Below are 19458 nucleotides of genomic sequence, written 5' to 3' on the forward strand. Positions count from 1 at the left end.
GGTTAGCCGTTTCGTACTCGACGTGCGCGGTGTTGATGGTGATGCCGCGTGCTTTTTCTTCCGGTGCTGCATCGATCTGGTCGTATGCTTTTGCTTCGCCGCCGAATTTCTTCGACAGAACGGTTGCGATCGCTGCCGTCAGGGTGGTCTTGCCGTGATCAACGTGTCCGATGGTACCGACGTTGACGTGCGGCTTGGTCCGTTCGAATTTACCTTTTGCCATTTTAGACTCCTAACGATTTTTGAGTGTGACCAGGCACGCGCCTGACTAACTATTGAATACTGCGAATGTTGCGAGTGCCGCAAGTGCCATAAAGCACTGAATTCTGGTGCCCTTTACGTGGATTGAACACGTGGCCTCTCCCTTACCAAGGGAGTGCTCTACCACTGAGCTAAAAGGGCGATTAGGTACTACGATTTGCGATCTTGCTGCCACCGATCGCGCATTGCATGAAGCACTGGAGCGGGTGAAGGGAATCGAACCCTCGTCGTAAGCTTGGAAGGCTTCTGCTCTACCATTGAGCTACACCCGCGAGTTACTACTTCACCGACTACAACATCTTCTGCAACAACTTGGTGGAGGGGGCTGGATTCGAACCAGCGTACTCATAGAGAACAGATTTACAGTCTGTCGCCTTTAACCACTCGGCCACCCCTCCGCGAGGAACCGCAGAGTATGAAGCAAGATCAATCTTCTGTCAATTATATTTGCAGGGTGCTTTCTGCTATCTCACTGACCTCTTGCTTCGGGGCGTGATTGTAACGGGAAGATATCGGAATGTGCAAGGGCTTGGCGAAAAAAGGTGAAATCTTTTTTTGGAGGGGAGGGCCGCGTCATTCCCGCGCAGGCGGGAATGACGGGGCTACCTCTAGCTCAGGGCGCCAGCGCCAGCAGCACCTGCCCTTTCAGGGCCTTGATCAGCGACGTCTCGTCCGGCGGCACGCCCTCCGGCGCCACCACGGCGCGGTCGGCGTAGAACAAGCCCACCTGCACCTTGCTCACCACCAGCGGCAGCACGATGAAGCTCCTGGCGTCCGGCAGCAGGGCGCGGTGCCAGGCCGGCAGCAAATCGCGGATCTTGGGACTGGCGGCGTCCGCGATCATCAAATCGGCATCATTCTCCATGGCCAGATGGAACAAATCGCGCGCCGCGCCCATCGGAAAGGCAAACCCCGCCTGCAAGCGCGCATGATCCTCCCCGAACGCCACCCGCGCCCGGTACTGCCCGCTGCGCGCGTCTTTCAGGCACACCGTGGCAAAACGGAATCCCATGCTCCTGTACACCGTCTCCAGCACCGCCAGGATGACATCGTTGACCTTGGCTTCGCCGCCGGCGCGCAGTTGCGTCACATCCTGCACCCCGGCCAGCAGCAACTCGCGCGCATTGTGCGGCTTGCCGCTCGGATGGGCCTTGCCCTCCCCGCCCTCGCCCGCATCCATGGTCGCCAGCAGCAGCACATTCGGCAAGCCGCTGGCGTCCGCCGTTTCCTCGTCGCGCGGCTGCGGCTCCATGTTCATGCTGCGCAGCAGCGCCGTCATCTCGCTCTGGACCGTCTCGAACAAGTCCTTCATCTGCTCGGCGGTCAGGTTCAGCGCCACCCCATAGCGCAGCTGCAAGGCCTGGAACTCCTTGCTCTCAGCCGGACTGGCCGAACGCCCCAGCAGGCGCGACACTTCCATCGAGAACGACGCCACCTGGCGCATCCACTCGCCGCGGTTGATCGCCACCTTCTGCGCGCCCGCCTGCAAGGGACTGAGCGAGCGGACGATGACGTCCGGAATCTTCCACTCCGCCATCACCGCCTGCGACAGCGCGTCGTAACTCGATCCCAGGATCATCTGCGAGGCCTGGCCCACGCTGTGGGTGCCGCCCTTGACCAGGGCGTTGATCTCGCGATAGCGGTCGTGCTCGTGCGAAGCCACCAGCAGCGGGCCGAGGTTCTTGAACAAGGCCCCGATCGAGGCTTCCTCGGCGCCCTGGTAAAAGCTGTGGCGCGCCATTTCGCGGCCCACCAGGCTGGCGCACAGGGCCGCTTCGAGCTCGATGCGCACGCTGGTGGCGTGCGCGCTGTTGGACAAGGCGTCCACCAGCAGCATGGCCAGCGCGGTAGTGCGCACATTATCGAAGCCGAGCAGCGAGATGGCACGCGAAATCGTGGTGACGGTGGTGCCGGACTTGGTGCGGTAGGTCGGCGTGTTGGACAAGCGCAGGATGCGCTGGGTCAGGGCCACGTCCGACAGCACGTAATAGGCCAGGTCGTGCGTGCCCTCGTCCTCGGACGAGGCCATCTCGACCACCCGCGCCACCGAGGCGCCCAGGGCGAACATGTCTTCGTCGCCGCAGACCTTGTGGATCAGGGAGGCGCGCACGCGGCGCGTGTCGCCGTCGGAATAAGCGGGTGAAGCCGGAGGAGGAGAAACGCTGGACATGGGCAATCGAAGTGAGGCGACAATCAAGCGGGCGCGCCGGCTTTCCTGCGCACACCTTTGTCGTATTTGGTCAGGATCTGCTGATGCAGGCCGGCCAGGGCCGCCAATTTGGGGTTGACCGGGTCGAGCCGGCGCACATTGTCGATCAGCCCCAGCGCATCCTGGGCCAGCAAGGCGTCCCAGCCGACATTTTCCAGGCACTTGAGCACGGCGACGGCGGCATTGAAGACCACTTGCGGGTTGTCGGGCAGCTTGCCGACCGCCTCTAACATCAGCTCGACCGAGCCGCGGTAGTCGCCCTCGTTGGCCTTGGCCGCGCCGGCCGCCACCAGGTCGACCACGGCCTGGCGGCTGTCGTGCGCCACCGACAGGGCCAGGTCGGTGCGCCCGGCCTGCTCGAACACCGCCATCGCCTTGGCCATGACGGCGCCGTTGGCGGCGTTGCGCATCACCTCGCTCATGACCTCGGCCGCGCCGTCTTCCATATTGTTTTGCAAACAGTTGCGCGCCAGCTCCATCTTGACCTCGGGCGAGAGCCCGCTGGTCAGGCGGCACGCCGTCAGCGCGGCGCTGAGCGACTCTTCCAGGCGCACATCGTTGCCGGTGTACTCATGCACCATAGCCGATGAAATGGCACTGCACACGGCCGTGTTCTTTTGCCCGCCCATCGACTTGTCGAGGTCGCGGATCACGGCCGCCGCCTGCACCGGGTCGCCCTTCTTCACCAGGGTCTGCACCAGCTTGAGGTGGTCTTCCGGATCACGGAAGGTCGAATACTTGGCCTTGCTCACCACTTGCTTGAGCACTTTTTCGGCGGTGTCGGTGTCGCCCGTTTCGAGCGCCACTTCCCCGAGCTTGCGCAGGCGCCGCACAGCGTGTGGCGAGACCGCCACCGCGTCGGAGAGGACCGCCTGCGACTTGTCCAGCTCGCCGATGGCCGCGTGCGTGCGCGCCAGCCAGTCGTAGGCGTCGACGAATTTCTTGTTGCTCTCGACCAGCGAGGTCAGGATGTCCCTGGCCTCGTCGAAGCGCTCGCGCAGGAACAGGGTCTTGGCCAGGCCCAGCCTGGCCCAGGCGATGGCCTTGGCGTCGAACAGTTGCTGGTAGATCGGTTCGGCCAGCTCCGGTTCGCCCAGGAACAGGTGCAGCTCGGCGCGCAGGCGCAGGAAATCGACCGCGTAGCGCGGGTGCAGGCGCATGCCGTCGACGCAGGCGTCGATCGCTTCGCGCTGGTTGCCCTCCTCCATCAATTGATACACAGGCATGAACACATTGCGCTTGTCGAGCGCGCGCCCGATGCGTTCGAGCAGCAAGTCGGCCGTGAACGGCTTGAGGATGTAATCGGTGGGCGCCAGTTCGGCCGCGCTGACCACCTTGCTGTAATTGCCTTCGGCGGTGACCATGATGAACATGGTCGTCATGGACATCAGCTGATGGTGGCGCAAGTCTTCCAGCAACTGCTGGCCATCCTGGCCGCCGTCGAGGTCGTATTCGCACAGCACCACGTCGAACGATTTCAGGCCCAGGTGCTTGATGGCGGCGTTGGAACTGGCGGCATGATCGATCTTGCTCAGGCCGCACAGGGTCAACATGTTGTGGATGCTGGCGCGCATGCCCGCATGCGGCTCCACAATCAACGCGGTCAGTCCCTCGAGTTCGTTCATCTCTTGTTTTTCCGATCAGCTTGTGGCGGCCCATGGGTCCGCTAAGAAAGTCGGCACACTGGTTTTTCTATATTACGGCAGGGGAACGAAATAGTTGAATTCCGCCGTGCGGAACGGCGAAGCCGATGCAGGAATACGACACCAGCCCCGCTACGGGGTCGGATCAATCGTCCTCGATGTCGACCAGCATGGGCGGGCTGGTTTCGATGATCTCGAGCAGGGCGGCCACCACCTCGGGATCGAACTGGGTCCCGCTGCGCTCGCCGATGTAGCTCACCACGTCCGGATGCGGCCACGGTTCCTTGTACGGGCGCCGGTGCAGCAGCGCATCGAACACGTCGACCACGGCCACGATGCGCGCCGACAGTGGAATGTCGCGCCCGCTAAGGCCCTCGGGATAGCCGCCACCGTCGAAATGCTCGTGATGGGCGCCGGCGATCTGGGCGCCGTAGGTCAGGTAGCTCACGCCGTCGACCATGCTGGCGGCGCGCTCCAGGATCGAACGGCCGATCTGGGCGTGGGTTTGCATCACGCGCCGCTCCTCGGGCGTGTGCGCGGCCGGTTTGAGCAGCACCTGGTCGGGCGTGGACACCTTGCCCACATCGTGCAGGATGCTGGCCAGGCCGATCATTTCAAGCAATTGCGGGCTCAGGCCCGGATCGTCCACGCCGCGCTGCTTCATGCGCTGCGCGATGCGTGACGACAAGTCCTGGACCCGCCGCACATGGCCGCCGGTGCCATGGTCGCGGAACTCGGCCAGGTCGGCCAGGGCCACCACGGTCGCTTCCTGGGCGCGGCGCAGCTGGCCGAACATGTACAGATTGTCGAAGGCGGCCGCGATGCGCTGGCAAAACACTTCCAGCAGGTCGCGCTGGATCGGCGCCAGCGGCCACGGCGGCGTGACCGAAATGCACAGCTGGCGCTCTTCCTGGGTGTGGATGTAGAGCACGTTGGCCGGATGCTCGAACTGGCTCTGCTTTTCGCGGAAGGCCTTAACGATCGCCGGCATCAAGGGATGGTCGGCCGGCAGCGCCTCGCTGTCGGCCAGCGCCGTGTAGTGGCCGGTGGCGGCCACCACGGTCGGCCCGCCGGTGACGGCCGACATCACGCACAGCACGCCGTCGGCGCCCACGTCGAGGATCGCGCTGACCTGGTTCAGCACGCCCGAGGCGAATTCGCGCAGGGAATGGATCTGGTACAGGTTGGTGGCGCCGGCCAGGATCTTGCCGAGACCGATGCGGCTGCGTTCGAGCATCATCAGGCTCTCGTAGGCGCGCAGGGCCGAGATGACGGTGGTAAACAGCTTCTGCGTGGTCAGCTCGGTCTTGGCCTTGTAGTCGTTGATGTCGTATTCGATGATCACGCGCTGCTCGGGCGCCTGGCCCGGCTGGCCGGTGCGCAACACCACGCGCACGATCTGGTTGTTCAGTTCCTCGCGGATGCGGCGCGCCAGGATCAGGCCGGCGTCATCGGTTTCCATGACCACGTCGAGCAAGACCAGGGCGATGTCGGGCGTGTCGCGCAGGATGCGGAAGCCCTCGGCCCCGCTGTAGGCGGAAAACAGTTCGAGCTCGCGCCCCTTGAACGCCACATTGCGCAGCGCCAGCCGGGTGACCGCGTGCACATCGACATCATCGTCGACGATCAGCACGCGCCACAGGCGCTGGTCGATCGGGGCGGTGTTGGCGTCGCCGCCGGACTCGTCGTCTTCGTCGAGCAGCCAGTTATCGTCCAAGGCGTCCGAGGCGTCCGATGCATCTGAAGGGTCGGTCATACAGGCTCCATGAAGGCCCCGTCTGCGGGGCGGCGTACGCGATGCGAATCAAAACAGCTGCTTCCTGCCCGACCGTAACTTTAAGCAAACAGTGCAACTGTAACATCGGCACTGCCAGCTTTTTACCAATCAAATTATAAACAATGTTTTGTCGAAGTCGAGCACGAGCGCATTCATATTTTGCGAGCTGGCAACAGCACCGCTCGTCATTTGGCGCCGCATCTGCTACTCTTGGAAAGCACAGGCGTCCGCCGCGGCGCCGCTTTGACAAGGATCACTTATGCAAGTTCCTTCTTCGACTGTAGCCGGTGGCGGGCCATCCGGCAAGGATATCGCGGGCCACGAGTTCCTGGCGTTCACGCTCGGCTCGGAAGAATACGGCATCGACATCCTCAAGGTACAGGAAATCCGCGGCTATGAGGCGGTGACGCGGATTGCCAACGCGCCGGAATTCATCAAGGGCGTGATCAACCTGCGTGGGATTATCATTCCCGTGGTCGACATGCGCATCAAGTTCAACCTGGGCACGCCGGTGTACGACCAGTTCACCGTGGTCATCATCCTCAATATCGCCGGGCGCGTGATGGGCATGGTGGTCGACAGCGTCAGCGACGTCACCACCCTCACCCCCGAGCAAGTCAAGCCGGCGCCGGAAATGGGCACCGCCTTCGGGTCCGACTATTTGATCGGGCTGGGCACCATCGACGCGCGCATGCTCATTCTGGTCGATATCGACAAGCTGATGTCGTCGGCCGACATGGGGCTGATCGAGTCGCTGGCGAGCTGAGGCGTGGGAGCGGCAGCGCGCAGGCCGCTGCGTTCAGCCGAAAAAGAATGTCATGAAGCCCTCCTCGCCCTGCGGGCCGAGCACGCGGCGGGTGATCAGGCGTCTCTCATCGAGAGACGCGGGCAACGGGCGTATGCAAAGCGCTCAAGTAAAATCCGCTCGTCCGGTCAAGGAAAAACTGAATGGGTAAATTCGACGAGGCGCGGGTGCGCAAGACCAGCGAAATCATCAGCCGCCAGGTCGGCCACATGCGGCATCTGGTCGACGACCTGCTGGATGTCTCGCGCGTGACCGGCGGCGTGGTCAAGCTCGAAACAGCGCCGCTCGACCTGCGCGACATCGTCGCCGACGCCGTCGAGCAAAGCGGCCCGCTGATCTGGGGCAAGGCCCACACGCTTTCCATCGACCTGCAGCCGCACGGCACCACGGTGCTGGGCGACGCCAAGCGGCTGGTGCAGATCGTCGGCAACCTGCTCAATAACGCCGCCAAGTACACCCCGGACGGCGGCGCGATCGACCTGCGCATCGAGACCGGCGACGAGCATGTGAAGCGCCGAGTTGCTCAAGCGAAGGCGAAGGTCAGCATAAGCTCAAATATCGAGCATTGCTTTCAACGCACATTGCTGTTCAAAGACGGCGGCAAGGTCGCATCTGATCGAAGTCGGATTTCTCGGTCATTAGGTGCATATTTGTCGCAACTGGTGATCGCCGAACCGCATTCATATCTCACTGGATTACACGAGCTGCTGAAGGGCTCAACTGGACTACAGCGGGCAAATAGATTTCTCTCCGAGTTCAATGAGCGTAAATTCGACTCCCTCAGTAACCTCACGGAAGACCTCTGGAGACTCGTCAAAAGATGCTGCGACAATTCCCTGCAGACCGGGGTTAGCTGTAAGTATTTGCAAAAGCGCGCGCTGGCTTGACTGTGCCATAGAGTGCTGACCAGGTTCATCCAATAAAATCAGACCAGGGTGACGCCCCCCACCGTTTGGTAGCGAAGATGCTTGATGAAGCGCGAGAAGGTAGCTCAAAATAAGGCGAACAAAGTCACTCGCACTCGAGTCGGCCTTTATGTCTGTACCGGTTTGAGTTTGCGCCTTCAACGCTTTAAGCCTCGCTGGCTCGATGCCTATCTCCCTCAATTCCATGTTGGCCAAATAAGGAATTAGGGTGTCGTCGTTGATACGAATGTCATCGATGCGAGCACTCTTGTATTCGAATGAGCTTGCGTTTGCACGGAATTGTTTTTCAAACACCCGTATCTTGCGCAAGTCCTCATCGGAATAGTATTCCTTAGGCAGCCCCGCCCGTGCTGATTGATTGTTGCGCAGACGAACCGCAATCGAGGCGAGCATCGCGACAATTTCCGAAATTTCGGACTCTGCTCTCTGCAGTCTTTCGATCTCGATTTCGATTTGAATTTGCTGACGCATTATGGCGCGAGACACTGTGGCATCCGAGACGAGGTCGGATCGCAAAGCATTGAGCTTTACACGTGCATCTGTTGTTCTCTTCGAGAGCTCCCTTAGGAGGCCCGCCGTTTCGGCTATCGCCTGCCTGCCACCCGCAATCTGTCGGTCTAGCATGCGAGCCTGCTTCTCCAGATAGGAAATATTTGTTTCTAAATCCATCTGAGGGCTATCAATCAGTTCCGCTAATATGGAGTCTTCGACGTGTTGATGGCAAGTGGGGCAGCGATCACTGGCGACTTCGATGCTGTAGGTTGTTGCACCTAGAGTGCGCAATTTTCTTACTGTTCTGTTTCGCGTTAAGTCTTCCTCGGCTTCTTTGAACAGTTGTTCGTACTCATTAACCGAGGCCTGCTGCAATGCCTCAGTTGCCGATGCAGTCTCATACAAATTCGTAAGCCGTTGGAGTTCTTTTGTCGTGCTATCAAGTTCTTCCTGCACCTCATGCGACGGAGATTTCTTGTGTACGGTCGCTTTGAGGTTTAGGCGAGCGTACTCCTCACGCTGAGTGCCAATATAGGAAGGCAGGGGAACCGTTTCATGACCGATACGTTTGTTTATTTGAACGAGGGAGGCGTTGAATAGCGACGTCACCTTCGTTGGCACTCCTTGTATTACCACACCAATCTCATTCACAAGGGTATGGAGCCGTTGATAGCCCTTATCCCAAAGTATGCCAATTTCGACGGATTCAGAATTTAAACGATTGCGTTTCGCGTTGGTCTCGAACACGTCTAGTCCAAGTAAAAATTCAACAACGCGCGTCCGAGCATCTCTAATACCGAAGAACGGGATATTGGCTATGTAATCGGTCCAGCCGCGCTTTTGCTCCACCGCCAAGGCTGCAAAGATAGCTTGTAGATATAGCCTAGTCTCGCCGCCAGATGTGGTGGGCACCGATGGAAGTTTGTATCCTAGAAACTGCTCCAGGAAATTATGAAAACCTTCAGCCTTCTGCGCGCCGCCGCTGTCATGGAGGTAGGTCGGGCGAATATGAGTAGGCGTTTGCGATTTAGTAAGCACTGCGCCGTCGAGAATCTCAATGAGCTTTGAACTTTTCTGGTGGTCCTTTATTGAACGACGGAAGGTAACTGCTTGCCCGGCTTCATTTTCGACTTCGACGTAGACTTCAGACGCAATAACCTCTATATCTCTGCCTCCGTAAGTAAAGTATTTTTTCACCGCGTAAGGTAGTACTAACTCATTTTTTCCTCCGGCAATTTCCTCCATACCCATGCCATAGAGTAGGCTCAGAAAAACGGTGCTTTTGCCGGAAGAATTATTCCCGCGAATTATTGTAAGCCCGCGTCCGAATGGAATCAAGAAGCCAAACTCTCCTTGAGCGGCAATAATTCTTAGTTTGATCGCATTTATTTTCATTTTACACCCAGTCCCTAGCGACGCTGTTGACCATTCCTTCCGTAATTCCCTTTCCAATCTCCATTAACCCCTCTCGCTCAACTTGGAAAATGGATGGGTCTTCGAGAACATTTTTGATAAATTTTCTACCAAATTCTTCAAGTTGGTATCCAGTTGAGGTCTGCATAATTAAACCTTCAGCTTGGGCGTACCGAAGAGCAATTGGAACGGCTGGATCAAAGCCCCAAGTCGGTAAAGACAACGAACGCTTCTGCACTGCTATTCGTAGATGCTGCATTCGCTGTTGGGTTTTGCTAGCCCAATTCAGTAAATGCAAGCGTAGCAGACTAGATTTGCCCGCGCGCGAGTAATACAGCATAAGAAGTATCTGCGTAATTTTGTAGATGAGTCGATGCTCGGGTAATATAGGGCTTGGTCGGCGAGTAAACTTTAGTTGCGCATTCGCCGATCCGATTAAATCATCAGTTGCCATGACATGTCCTCGAAGTATTTCAGATAAAATCAAGTTCGCAAACGGCTAACCAGCGTGCTACGACGTGACGCGAAATCCGCTCGGCTTCGGTGACATCAATCTGAGGACCCAACTGAGCAGAAATCCGTTCTGATAAGCCTGCGCGAACCATAACTACAAGTTCGTCAGCGGTCCCACTCCAAGTCATCCCGAGCTCTAATACATTAGCTTCATACTCGCTGACCAACCGTAGCAACTTAAAATAGATCGCCGGTGCAGTGGTTTCAATCCTGCGTAGTAGTGGGCCGTGCTCAAGAAATGCTGAATAGGCTTGACCATACAGGGTTGAAAAAAGCTTTTCAACTTGTGGATGGTTTGATTTAGGTTGAAGCCTAATTTTAGTCTTTCTCCGAAGGTTCGCTTCATACTCTTCTGGAGGACCATCAAGAGTACGCAGTGTCGGTGACGAGGTATCAAAACTAAGGGCTTCGCCGTTCAGCGATCTAATTTCATTAATCTCGGTCAAATAAAATTCGGCATCGCGTAAATGTATCGTAAAATCAGATGCCAGTACAGGGACATTCCACTTTCTCACCTCGACCTCTTTACTTCGCGCATGAGCGAGCAAGGCATTTCTATCCACTACAGGGGTTACAAAATGCCAATCCTTAATCTTCACATCGCCGATGCGCTGACCAATCTCTTTGACATAGGTTTTTAGCTTAACAACGTCCTTCGTTATTTTGTCACGCTGTTTATTATAAAGTTCGGTCGCATCATAGTGACTATCAGGGCAGTAGCATTGAAAACCCATCCCCTCACGCAGCGTAAATCCCTCTATACCAAAGTCTCCAGGCGACGCAACCATTTGCTGGTAACCTATGTTCGCGTACTTCTTCTTAAAGACCAGTTGGCAGAGATCTTCCCATGTATTGCCATTGAATGGGCCCAAACTTGTTTGAAGCATCATGCTGTCCTGTTCTTATTTTGGGCAACCAACTGCACTACAGCAAACACGGTTGCCGCCGAATCGCAGAATTACGGAATAATAACTAACGAATATGCCCTAATTGCAGCTGTCAGAGCAAGTGTTAATCCAGCAAATCAAGCCACTGGGCAAACTGTCAAATCCTTGAGATACATTAGTTCACAAAATAGACCGTGTGAAATTTAGGTGTTTACATCGTTTATGCTGGCATGGGGCGCCCGTCCAACTGCAGGCGCGTGTGACTGAACCGAATCCAGATTCTCCGGTCCTGCGGCGAAGGCGGCGGCCTGCGCGGTGAACACAATCTACGCGCGCATGCTCATCCTGGTCGACATCGACAAGCTGATGTCGTCGGCCGACATGGGGCTGATCGAGTCGCTGGCGAGCTGAGGCGCAAGCTGCGGTCCGCTCAGCCGAAAAAAAATTTCATGAAACCCGTTTCGCCCTCCGGCCCGAGCACGCGGCGGGCAATGGCGCGCATGTCGTCGAGAAAACCCGGTAGCGGGTTGAAATCGTCGTCGTAGACCTCGTAGTCGTAGGTGTTCGCTTCGACCAGCATCGCCTCGGCCATGGCCTCGAAGAAGCTGACCAGGTCGTCGGCGATCTTGCAGGTGTAGGAACGGATATGGCCATGCACCACGCCGCCGGGGGTGCCGCCGTCCACCGACAGCGCGTCGCCATTGCGGTAAGCGATGACGATCCGGTCCTGCTTCCAGCGCGGATCGACCACGTCCTGGCCGCTCTTGTCGCGCACCCAGCCCCACTCATGCTGGATGGTCTCGAGCATATCAAGGTCCCACAGCTGCAATTGCAGTGCGCCGGCGATGATCGGCCTGTCATCGAACTGCATGCACTCGTAGTAGGCCTTGACGATGGGACCGAGCGGCATCGGTTCAGCGATCGGCTGGGGCGATCGCCACTGCACGGTGCCGAAATTGTCGGGTCCCGCTGCGAATGCCGCCGCAAAATTTTTTAATGCAGTATCAAGTGTCATGCAAACTGTCTCCGTGACGGTTAACCAAAAAAGAATTCCATGAAGCCCGCTTCGCCGGCAGGGCCGAGCACACGGCGGGCGATGGCGCGCATGTCGTCCAGAAAAGCCGGCAGCTTGCCGCAATCGTCGTCGCAGACGTCGTAGTCGTAGGTGGTCGCCTCAACGACCATCGCCTCGGCCATGGCCTGGAAGAAGCTGGCCAGGTCGTCGGCGATCTTGCAGCTGTATGCACCGATGTGGCCATGCACAACACCGCCAGCGGTGCCGCCATCGACCGAGACCGCATCGCCATGGCGGTAAGCGATGATGATCCGGTCCTTGTTCCAGCTCGGATCGACCACCTCCTGGCCGCTTTTGTCGCGCATCCATCCCCACTCGTGCTGGATGGTTTCCAGGTCGTCGAGGTCGATCAGGTCCAGGATCAGCGCCCCGCCCACCATCGGCCTGCCACCCAGCCGCATGCGCGCGTAGTACGCCTTGACGATGGGGCCAAGCGGCATCGGTTCGGCGATCGGCTCGGGCGTGCGCCACTGAACGACGCCGCTATTCTCCGGTCCCGCTGCGAAGGCGTCGGCAAAGTTCTTTAATGCAGTATCGAGTTCCATACAAGTTTTTCGTCGAGGTGTCGCGGCTGGACACAAAGCCGCACATCCTACCCTGCCTGCCCGACGGGCGGTTCGATGGCCGACGTGATACGATTTCTTTTCAGTTAATTTTTCAAAAAAAACCATGACATTTCCAATGCGCGCCCTGTGCGCAGGCCTGTTCACCGCCGTCGCCATGATCAATCCGGCAGCGGCGGCCGATGACTGCAAGAACCCGATAACGCAGTACGACCTGAACAGGTGTTCCGGCAAAGATGCCGAGCGCGAAGACGCTCTGCTGAACAAGAATTACAAGGAGCTGATGGGCAAAGTGGATGCGAAGGAAAAAGCCCAGATTAAGAACGTGCAACTGGCCTGGATTAAATTTCGCGACCTGCAATGCACTTATGAGGCCGACAGGTACCAAGGGGGCAGCATGCAGCCGATGGTCTACTCGTCGTGCCTGTACCAGATGACCAAGCAGCGCAACAAGGACTTGAACGACATGATCAACGATCCGTCACACTAAGATCGTGTCCCAGCAGCACATGGAGCGCCTGCCGCATTTCCAGCAGCGCCACATCGTCGGACGCCCCCAGGAACGGCGCCACAGGCAGATGGCAGTGCGGCTGCCGGGCAATTTTCTCGGCACTGTCGTCGATGATGTTCATGCGCCCGAGCGTATAGCCGAACTTCTGCGCCTTGCGCAAATCCTTGATGTACACATAGCTGTTGCTGCGCGCATCGACCCGCTGCACGCAGCGCTCCACCGACCAGGCGAAGCGCAGCGGCACGCCGGCGAACAGGTGCTCCACCACCGCCGCCACGTAAGCCGCGCTCGACGACGACCACACCGCCAGGTCGAAGCGCGCGGCGGCAAATTCGATCAGTTCGCGCACGAACGGGCGCTGGTAGACCAGGTACGTTCCCACGTCAAAGTCGCACGGATGGGCGAGCGCAAGCTCGCTGGCGTGCACCAGCGTTTCGTCGAGGTCGAAAATGAGCAGGCGGCGTGGTTCAGGTTCCATGCGAATCAAAGGTGGTCCCGTCGTGGCGCAAGCTGGCGCTTCTTCACGGCCCTTCAGAATGAAGGTATCGTCGTGACAATATCTCATAAACAACAAAGGCGATGCCGGCAATCAGCCACCCGCCCAGTACAAGCGCGACAACCCCATCCATCAAAAACAAGCCGATGGGATCGCGCTGCAAAGCTTGAAGATTTCGCTCTATGCCATTTCGGATGAACAAATTGGCGAGTGAAAGCGACACCGTTCCTGCCAGCTGGCCGACCACTGCCCCGCCTATAAAAGCTTTCCACAGTGGCCAGGCAGCTCGCGATGCGCGCACCGCAAGCGCCAGGGAAACCAGCGCCAGGAAAAATGCGGCATAAGGCACGCGCATGTCGCGAAGCTTCAGGAACGACCTAATGACGTTCCATTCAAGAAGTATCGCGGCGCCCAGTAGCGCCGCTATGCAGCTCAGTAAAATCAGGCGCCGATGCCGGTCATCTCGTTGGTTTTTCATCGTTTGCATCCTACGCGTTGTCGCTAACGTACGGGTCGAGGCTCGCAACATGCCGGACTCAGGTTCCATGCGGATCGAAATACGCGGTCCATGTGACGGCCGAAGGCTGCAACTTCGCGGCGGCGCGAAACAAGGCCAGCGCCTGCCCGCGAGTACCGGTGTTGGCCACCGCTACCGCCAGGTTGAAGGTGGTGTGGCGATCGAGCGATCCCAGCGCCAGCGCCTCGCGCAGCACGCTTTCGGCCTCGCGATACAGCGCGCGGTCGCACAGCACCGCCCCCAGGCAGGTCAGCACCTGGGCATCGCGCGGATGGCTGGCGCGCGCCTGCTCCAGCAGCGCCAGGGCGGCATCCATGTTGCGCTCCCAGTGTTCCAGGCGCTGCCAGGCCTGGTCGATCAGATGGCGCGCTTCGGTGATCTGCTTCATGGCCGTGCGCTGGGAGCGGATTGCTGTGTATCAAAACGAGAATCGGCCAGAGCCATGGCGACGCGGGTCAACGACTCGGGTCCAGCCCCTCGAGCTCGGTCGCGCGTGCGGCGCGGGCGCTCATCGAACACTCTTCGGCAAACAAGACCGCCGCCGTGCCGCCGTCGGGATCGTGATAAAACATGCAGTTCGCCTCGACGTATTTCAGCCATAGCCGCTGGGCTTCCTGAAGCTGCTTCTTGCGCTCGCCCTGCTGGCGCGCCATCAGCGACCGATACGCGACATTGAGGCGCTTGTCCTCCGTATCGTATTGCACAGCGATGCATTCCATGATGGCGGGGTTGCTGACTGCCTTGCCGATGCAGCGCCGGTATTGCTTGCTGTCCGCGCCATCCTGGGCGATGGCGGGCATGGCGCCGGCGGCCAGCGCCAGCAGAAAAATCGTACGCAATACGGTCATGAGGAAAATCCAGGTAAGTCCGGGCGCACCCGGGATGAAAAGACCGGCTTAACCCGGTTCTGACGAGCGCGCAGCCGCGGCCTGCTTGCGCCGCCCCACGCATTCGGCCTGGCTGCCGCCCACGTCCACATTCTGGTAGCGCACCTCGTACTTGCCCGCCGCCAGGCGCTCGACCAGGAAGCTGTCGCGCGCCAGCACGTACACATGGCGCACGTTCGAACGCCGGTCCAGGTCGAACACCTTGACCAGCACCGGCGAGCCGTTGCGCGTGTTGTCGATGCGGATCTGCGTCTCCACTCCCTGGTTGCCAACCGGGAAACCGTCCACATAGCCCGACTGCACCGGCCACGGCTCGCCGTTGGGCGCGATCAGCGAATGCAGTTCGGTTTCGCAGTCGGCCACCCGCGCCGGCACCACCAGCTCGGTCACGCCCAGCGCGCGGATGTCGGGCGGACGGGCGCCGGCGTCGGCCACCTGCGGCTTGGCCACGGCCCAGCTGTCGGTGCGCGCGTCAGGCGGCGCCCCGACCAGCGCCGGCGCCGAAGCGGAAGCCGGCGCCGCCGCCCGCTGCGTACCCATGGCCGACGCCAGCGCCTCCGGCATCACCCGCTCCTGGCCGAGGAAAAACGCGCCGGCCGCGCAACCGAGGCCGAAACACAGCATCAGAGCGAACCACCAGCGCGGGTCGCGCACGGCCCGGTACGGCGCCAGCACCTCGACCGGCGCCCCATCCCACCCGGGCGCCGCCTCGGCACGCGACTTCTCGCGCCCGTCCTCGCGCGTGCTTTCAAGCCATTCGATTTCCCATTCCTCGGCCGCGATCCACTCGTCGTGCTCCTTGCGCCGCACCGGGTCCGACAAGGTGCCGTAGGCGCTGTTGAGGATCGCCATGATGCGCGCGGCCTTGTCGTCGCCGGGGTTCTTGTCGGGATGGTACTTCTGGCTCAAGGCCTTGTAGGCGGCACGAATGACTTCCTGCGGCGCCAGCCGCGCTACCTTCAGGTTGTCATAATGTGTGTGAATCTTGGCCATTGTCGTCGGGTCGGAGTAGCGGGCGGTCGTCCATGATAGCCGATGTCGTCACGCCGGCAAGCCCGCCCGGCGTAACACGAAGTCCATATTGTAGCTTTAGCGCAAGTTGCCAGATAGTCTACAGACGATGGCTGCGGTCAGCCCGCACCAGCACGTCCGGCAGGGCTACGCCGTTGCCGACCACCAGCACCTTGAACAATTCGCCCATTTCCGCCGGGGAAACGAGTTTTTGCAGGGCGCCGGACTGCGGCAGATAGCCCAGCAGGTCGGACGGGTCGTGCCGCTGCAGCAGCAGTTCGCCAATGCCGGCGCCGAGCAGGAAGGAGGCCTGGTTCATGTAGGCCAGCACCTCGAGCCCGGCATCCTGGGCGGCCAGCGCCATGGCGGTAAAATCGACGTGGGCGGTAATGTCCTGCAAACCGGGCAGGTAGAACGGCTCCGGATGGGCATGGTGGCGGTAGTGGCACATCAGGGTGCCGCCGATCCGCTGGTCGAGATAGTATTCGTGCGCCGGAAAACCATAGTCGAGCAGGATGGCGGCGCCCTTGCCCTTGCCGAACATGCGCGCCAGCGAAGCCATGAAGCCGCAGGCGACCGGATGCACTTCGGTCAGGTAAGCGTCAGGCAGCAGGTCGGCGTCGGGAATCTGGCGCGCGATGTGGGCCGCCAGTTCGTCCCCTGGCGCGCGCGGGAGGTACGCGAATTCGCCCTCTTCCACCGTCACCATCAGCTCGCGCCAGCCGTCGGCATCCTTGCGCACCAGCGCCACCGGCATGGCGTCGAGCACTTCGTTGGCCAGCACCACGCCGTCGAACGAGGCCGGAAAATCATCGAGCCAGCGCACCTGCGGAAAGTCTTGTAACGCTTCCTGCTGGCGCGCGCGCAGTTCGCCCGACAGTTCCATGATGGCGTAGCTGTCCACGTGCACCCCATCGGCCGCCAGCGCGGTGAGCACGTCGCGCGCCAGCTTGCCGGTGCCGGCGCCGAATTCCAGAATGGCCGGCGCGCTCTGCGCCATGATGGGCGCGGCCACCCGCGCCAGCGCGGCCCCGAACAGGGAACTGATTTCGGGCGCGGTGACAAAGTCGCCGGCCGCGCCGAGCTTGGAGGCGCCGCCGGTGTAGTAACCCAGGCCGGGCGCGTACAGGGCCATCTCCATGAAGCGGGTGAAGGAAAGCGCGCCGTCGTGGCGCGCGATCTCGGCGGCGATCAGGTTTTGCAGGGCGTGGGACGCAGCCAGCGCGTCGCTATCGGGGACAGGTAGGGTCATGCGGGCATTGTAGCGACAACGGCCCCGATCAACAATTGCGTCAGTCGGCGTCCACCGAGGTGGACCCGTTGGGCAGCACCAGGGTGGCGCAAAAGCCGCCGCCTTCGGCGTTTTGCAGCAGCAGCTGGCCGCCGTGGGCCTGGGCGATGCCGCGCGCGATGCCCAGTCCCAGCCCCATGCCACTGCTGTTTTGTTTGCGCCCGTGTTCGAGCCGCACATACGGTTCGAACAACTGCGCCAGCGCGTCTTCCGGCACGCCGGGGCCGTGGTCGCGCACGGCGATGCGGATGCTCGAGCCGACCGCGCGCACCGCGATCTGGGCCCGCTCGCCGTAATGCAGCGCGTTTTCCAGCAGGTTGCCGATGGCGCGCTTGAGCGCGAGCGGCTTGGCCGTCACCGACAGCCCGACCGGGTCGAACGAGACTTCGTGCCCGGCCAGCTGGGCGCCGCGCACCATGCGCGCCAAAAAGGTGTCGAGCCGGATTTCGGTCGGGGTTTCGTGGATGTCGCTGTCCTTGACGCACTGCAGCGCGCCCTTGACCATCATTTCCAGTTCATCGATATCTTCGTGGAATTCGGCGCGCAGGGTGTCGTCGTCGAGCAGTTCGGCGCGCAGTTTCAGGCGCATGATGGGCGTGCGCAGGTCATGCGAGATGGACACGAACAGGCGCTCGCGGTCGTCGATATAGCGGCCGATGCGCTCGCGCATGGCGCCGAACGCGCGCGCGGTATTGACGAATTCGCGGCTGCCGGTTTCCGGCAAGGCCGGCATGCGCTCGCCGTTGCCGAAGGCGGTGGCCGCCTCGGACAAGGCCGCGAGCGGGCGCGTGGTCCAGCGCACCACGGGGATCGACAGCATCACCACCGCCAGCAAAGACAGCGCGTGCAGCAGCAAATGATCGCGCGTGAAGAGTTTACCGCTCTCGAGAAAATACGGACTTGGCATCAGGGTGGCCAGGTACAGCCAGTGGCCCGGTTCCATTTCGACCTGCATCAGCAGCACCGGGGCCGGCTTGGCCAGCATGATCTGGCGCACCCGGTTTTCGGGCAGGGCCGACAGGCGCGTGCCGTCGTCGCCCACCACCAGCTGTTCGGGCCACACGAAGGCCACGCGCACATTGCGGTGGTTGGGCAGGTCGGCGTGCAGGGTCGATTGCACATTGGCCAGCGCGATGTCGGCCAGCGGCTGCGGGCCGATGCCTTCGGCTGCCACCGGCGCGCGGTTCAGGTTCACGAAAAAGCGCGTGCCGCCCATCTCGCCGAATTGCTGGATGATCAGCGGGCGGTAATTCGGCGGCAGGCTGACGAAAAAACGCACCGCGCTGGCGGCGCTGTGGCCGAGCTGCTGGGCGGCGTTGGCCACTTCGACCTGCGACTCGGCGCGGCGCTGGCTGGCCCAGATGTAGTTGCCGGCCAGCTGGGTCAGCATGACGCCGGCCACCATCAGCAAGGTCAGCCGTCCGAGCAAGGATTGCGGCAGGCAGCGTTCCCAGCCGCGGGGGCGCTTATTCATGGCTGCTCGAAACGCTGGCGGCGAACACGTAGCCGGCCCCGCGCACGGTCTTGATCAGCCAGGGTTGCTTGCCGCAATCGTTGAAGCGCAGGCGCAGGCGGCTGATCTGGACATCCAGGAAGCGGTCGAACGGCCCGGCGTCGCGCCCGCGCGTGGCTTCGCACAGCACGCTGCGGTCGAGGATTTCGCCGGCGTGGTCGATGAAATACTTGAGCAACTGAAAGTCCAGCCCCGACAGCGGCACCAACGTGCCGTTGTGGTCGACCGCGCTGCGCTCGACGTTGTCGATGGTAAAGCCGCCGAAGCGGTGGTAGCGCGGCGGCGCGGCCGCTTCCATGCCGGTGCGGCGGTGGATCGCCTTGATGCGCGCCAGCAATTCACGCGGGCTGTGCGGCTTGGAAATATAGTCGTCGGCCCCGAGTTCGAGCCCGACCACGCGGTCGGCTTCGTCGGAACTGGCGGTGAGCATGATGATCGGCACGTTCGAGCGCCGCCGAATCGCCTGGCACAGGGCGAAGCCGTCGGTGTCGGGCAGCATGACGTCGAGAATCACCAGCGACAGGGTGTCCACGCTGCGGTTAAATTCGGTAAAGAAGGACGCGCCGTTGTGGGCCAGGGTGACCGAGTACTGATTCTTTTCCAGGTAGGTCTTGAGCAGTGTCCTGATCTTCTGGTCATCGTCGACGATAAGGATGTTTCGCATTGTA

At 60.6% G+C, this 19458-nt stretch carries 19 protein-coding genes, 3 tRNA genes and 1 pseudogene; 4 read left to right on the forward strand and 19 right to left on the reverse strand.

Annotated features, from left to right (window positions below; all coding sequences use genetic code 11):
• From F2P46_RS16840 to F2P46_RS16870, 7 genes are all read right to left on the reverse strand, one after another.
• The coding region (locus F2P46_RS16840; RefSeq protein ID WP_229505690.1) for a GTP-binding protein at positions 1–223 on the reverse strand (223 nt) is incomplete at its 3' end.
• A gap of 104 nt (positions 224–327) precedes the next feature.
• Positions 328–402, reverse strand: a tRNA-Thr gene (locus tag F2P46_RS16845).
• A 57-nt stretch (positions 403–459) separates the two neighbouring features.
• Positions 460–533, reverse strand: a tRNA-Gly gene (locus tag F2P46_RS16850).
• A 41-nt stretch (positions 534–574) separates the two neighbouring features.
• A tRNA-Tyr gene (locus F2P46_RS16855) sits at positions 575–659 on the reverse strand.
• A 215-nt stretch (positions 660–874) separates the two neighbouring features.
• Positions 875–2431, reverse strand: a complete 1557-nt coding sequence (locus F2P46_RS16860; RefSeq protein WP_166891857.1) for an HDOD domain-containing protein — start codon at positions 2429–2431, stop codon at positions 875–877.
• A gap of 23 nt (positions 2432–2454) precedes the next feature.
• Positions 2455–4095, reverse strand: a complete 1641-nt coding sequence (locus F2P46_RS16865) for a response regulator (protein WP_166891860.1) — start codon at positions 4093–4095, stop codon at positions 2455–2457.
• A 163-nt stretch (positions 4096–4258) separates the two neighbouring features.
• Positions 4259–5869 carry a DUF3369 domain-containing protein gene (locus F2P46_RS16870; protein WP_166891863.1) on the reverse strand — a complete coding sequence of 537 codons (1611 nt, stop codon included), beginning with the start codon at positions 5867–5869 and terminating at the stop codon, positions 4259–4261.
• Between the two features lie 280 nt (positions 5870–6149).
• Between F2P46_RS16870 and F2P46_RS16875 the strand changes: the two genes are divergently transcribed.
• Both F2P46_RS16875 and F2P46_RS38820 read left to right on the forward strand, forming a co-directional pair.
• Entirely contained in the window at positions 6150–6656 is a 507-nt protein-coding gene (locus F2P46_RS16875) for a chemotaxis protein CheW (protein WP_166891866.1), read from the forward strand.
• Positions 6657–6838: 182 nt separating this feature from the next.
• Complete coding sequence (locus F2P46_RS38820; protein ID WP_368737921.1) at positions 6839–7582, forward strand: ATP-binding protein; 744 nt, start codon at positions 6839–6841, stop codon at positions 7580–7582.
• 1927 nt (positions 7583–9509) lie between these two features.
• On the opposite strand, the gene F2P46_RS16885 is transcribed toward F2P46_RS38820, so the two are convergent.
• Both F2P46_RS16885 and F2P46_RS16890 read right to left on the reverse strand, forming a co-directional pair.
• On the reverse strand, positions 9510–9980 hold the full coding sequence (locus tag F2P46_RS16885) for a hypothetical protein (protein ID WP_166891872.1): 471 nt from the start codon (positions 9978–9980) through the stop codon (positions 9510–9512).
• A gap of 19 nt (positions 9981–9999) precedes the next feature.
• The gene (locus F2P46_RS16890; RefSeq protein ID WP_208296662.1) at positions 10000–10929 is read right to left on the reverse strand and encodes a hypothetical protein; all 930 of its coding nucleotides are present in this window, start codon (positions 10927–10929) and stop codon (positions 10000–10002) included.
• Between the two features lie 312 nt (positions 10930–11241).
• Between F2P46_RS16890 and F2P46_RS16895 the strand changes: the two are divergent.
• Positions 11242–11337, forward strand: a pseudogene (locus F2P46_RS16895) (chemotaxis protein CheW); the annotation flags it as partial.
• Between the two features lie 19 nt (positions 11338–11356).
• Here the strand turns inward: F2P46_RS16895 and F2P46_RS16900 are convergent.
• Positions 11357–11941 carry a hypothetical protein gene (locus F2P46_RS16900; RefSeq protein WP_166891874.1) on the reverse strand — a complete coding sequence of 195 codons (585 nt, stop codon included), beginning with the start codon at positions 11939–11941 and terminating at the stop codon, positions 11357–11359.
• Positions 11942–11961: 20 nt separating this feature from the next.
• Positions 11962–12546, reverse strand: coding sequence for a hypothetical protein (locus tag F2P46_RS16905; protein ID WP_166891876.1), 585 nt, complete (start codon positions 12544–12546; stop codon positions 11962–11964).
• A 124-nt stretch (positions 12547–12670) separates the two neighbouring features.
• Between F2P46_RS16905 and F2P46_RS16910 the strand changes: the two genes are divergently transcribed.
• Positions 12671–13054, forward strand: coding sequence for a lysozyme inhibitor LprI family protein (locus tag F2P46_RS16910; RefSeq protein ID WP_166891881.1), 384 nt, complete (start codon positions 12671–12673; stop codon positions 13052–13054).
• On the opposite strand, the gene F2P46_RS16915 is transcribed toward F2P46_RS16910, so the two are convergent.
• The 8 genes from F2P46_RS16915 to F2P46_RS16950 form a co-directional block, all read right to left on the reverse strand.
• Positions 13035–13553, reverse strand: a complete 519-nt coding sequence (locus F2P46_RS16915; RefSeq protein WP_166891884.1) for an HAD family hydrolase — start codon at positions 13551–13553, stop codon at positions 13035–13037. The genes F2P46_RS16910 and F2P46_RS16915 overlap by 20 nt on opposite strands.
• Positions 13554–13596: 43 nt before the next feature.
• A complete protein-coding gene (locus tag F2P46_RS16920; protein ID WP_166891887.1) occupies positions 13597–14049 on the reverse strand; it encodes a hypothetical protein in 453 nt (150 codons plus the stop codon).
• A 58-nt stretch (positions 14050–14107) separates the two neighbouring features.
• Positions 14108–14476: a hypothetical protein gene (locus F2P46_RS16925; protein WP_208296663.1), complete on the reverse strand. Its 369-nt coding sequence runs from the start codon at positions 14474–14476 to the stop codon at positions 14108–14110.
• 67 nt (positions 14477–14543) lie between these two features.
• A complete protein-coding gene (locus F2P46_RS16930) occupies positions 14544–14936 on the reverse strand; it encodes a lysozyme inhibitor LprI family protein (RefSeq protein WP_166891890.1) in 393 nt (130 codons plus the stop codon).
• Between the two features lie 48 nt (positions 14937–14984).
• A complete protein-coding gene (locus tag F2P46_RS16935) occupies positions 14985–15968 on the reverse strand; it encodes a J domain-containing protein (protein WP_166891893.1) in 984 nt (327 codons plus the stop codon).
• A gap of 118 nt (positions 15969–16086) precedes the next feature.
• Positions 16087–17238 (reverse strand): SAM-dependent methyltransferase, encoded by a 1152-nt coding sequence (locus tag F2P46_RS16940; RefSeq protein WP_166891895.1) that lies wholly within the window; start codon positions 17236–17238, stop codon positions 16087–16089.
• 40 nt (positions 17239–17278) lie between these two features.
• On the reverse strand, positions 17279–18751 hold the full coding sequence (locus F2P46_RS16945; protein WP_166891898.1) for an ATP-binding protein: 1473 nt from the start codon (positions 18749–18751) through the stop codon (positions 17279–17281).
• Positions 18744–19454, reverse strand: coding sequence for a response regulator (locus F2P46_RS16950; protein WP_166891901.1), 711 nt, complete (start codon positions 19452–19454; stop codon positions 18744–18746). The genes F2P46_RS16945 and F2P46_RS16950 overlap by 8 nt, the downstream gene beginning before the upstream one ends.
• Positions 19455–19458: the final 4 nt, after the last annotated feature.

It is taken from the genome of Massilia sp. CCM 8734, from assembly GCF_011682155.1.
In the GTDB taxonomy this organism is placed as follows: Bacteria; Pseudomonadota; Gammaproteobacteria; order Burkholderiales; family Burkholderiaceae_D; genus Telluria_A; species Telluria_A rubra.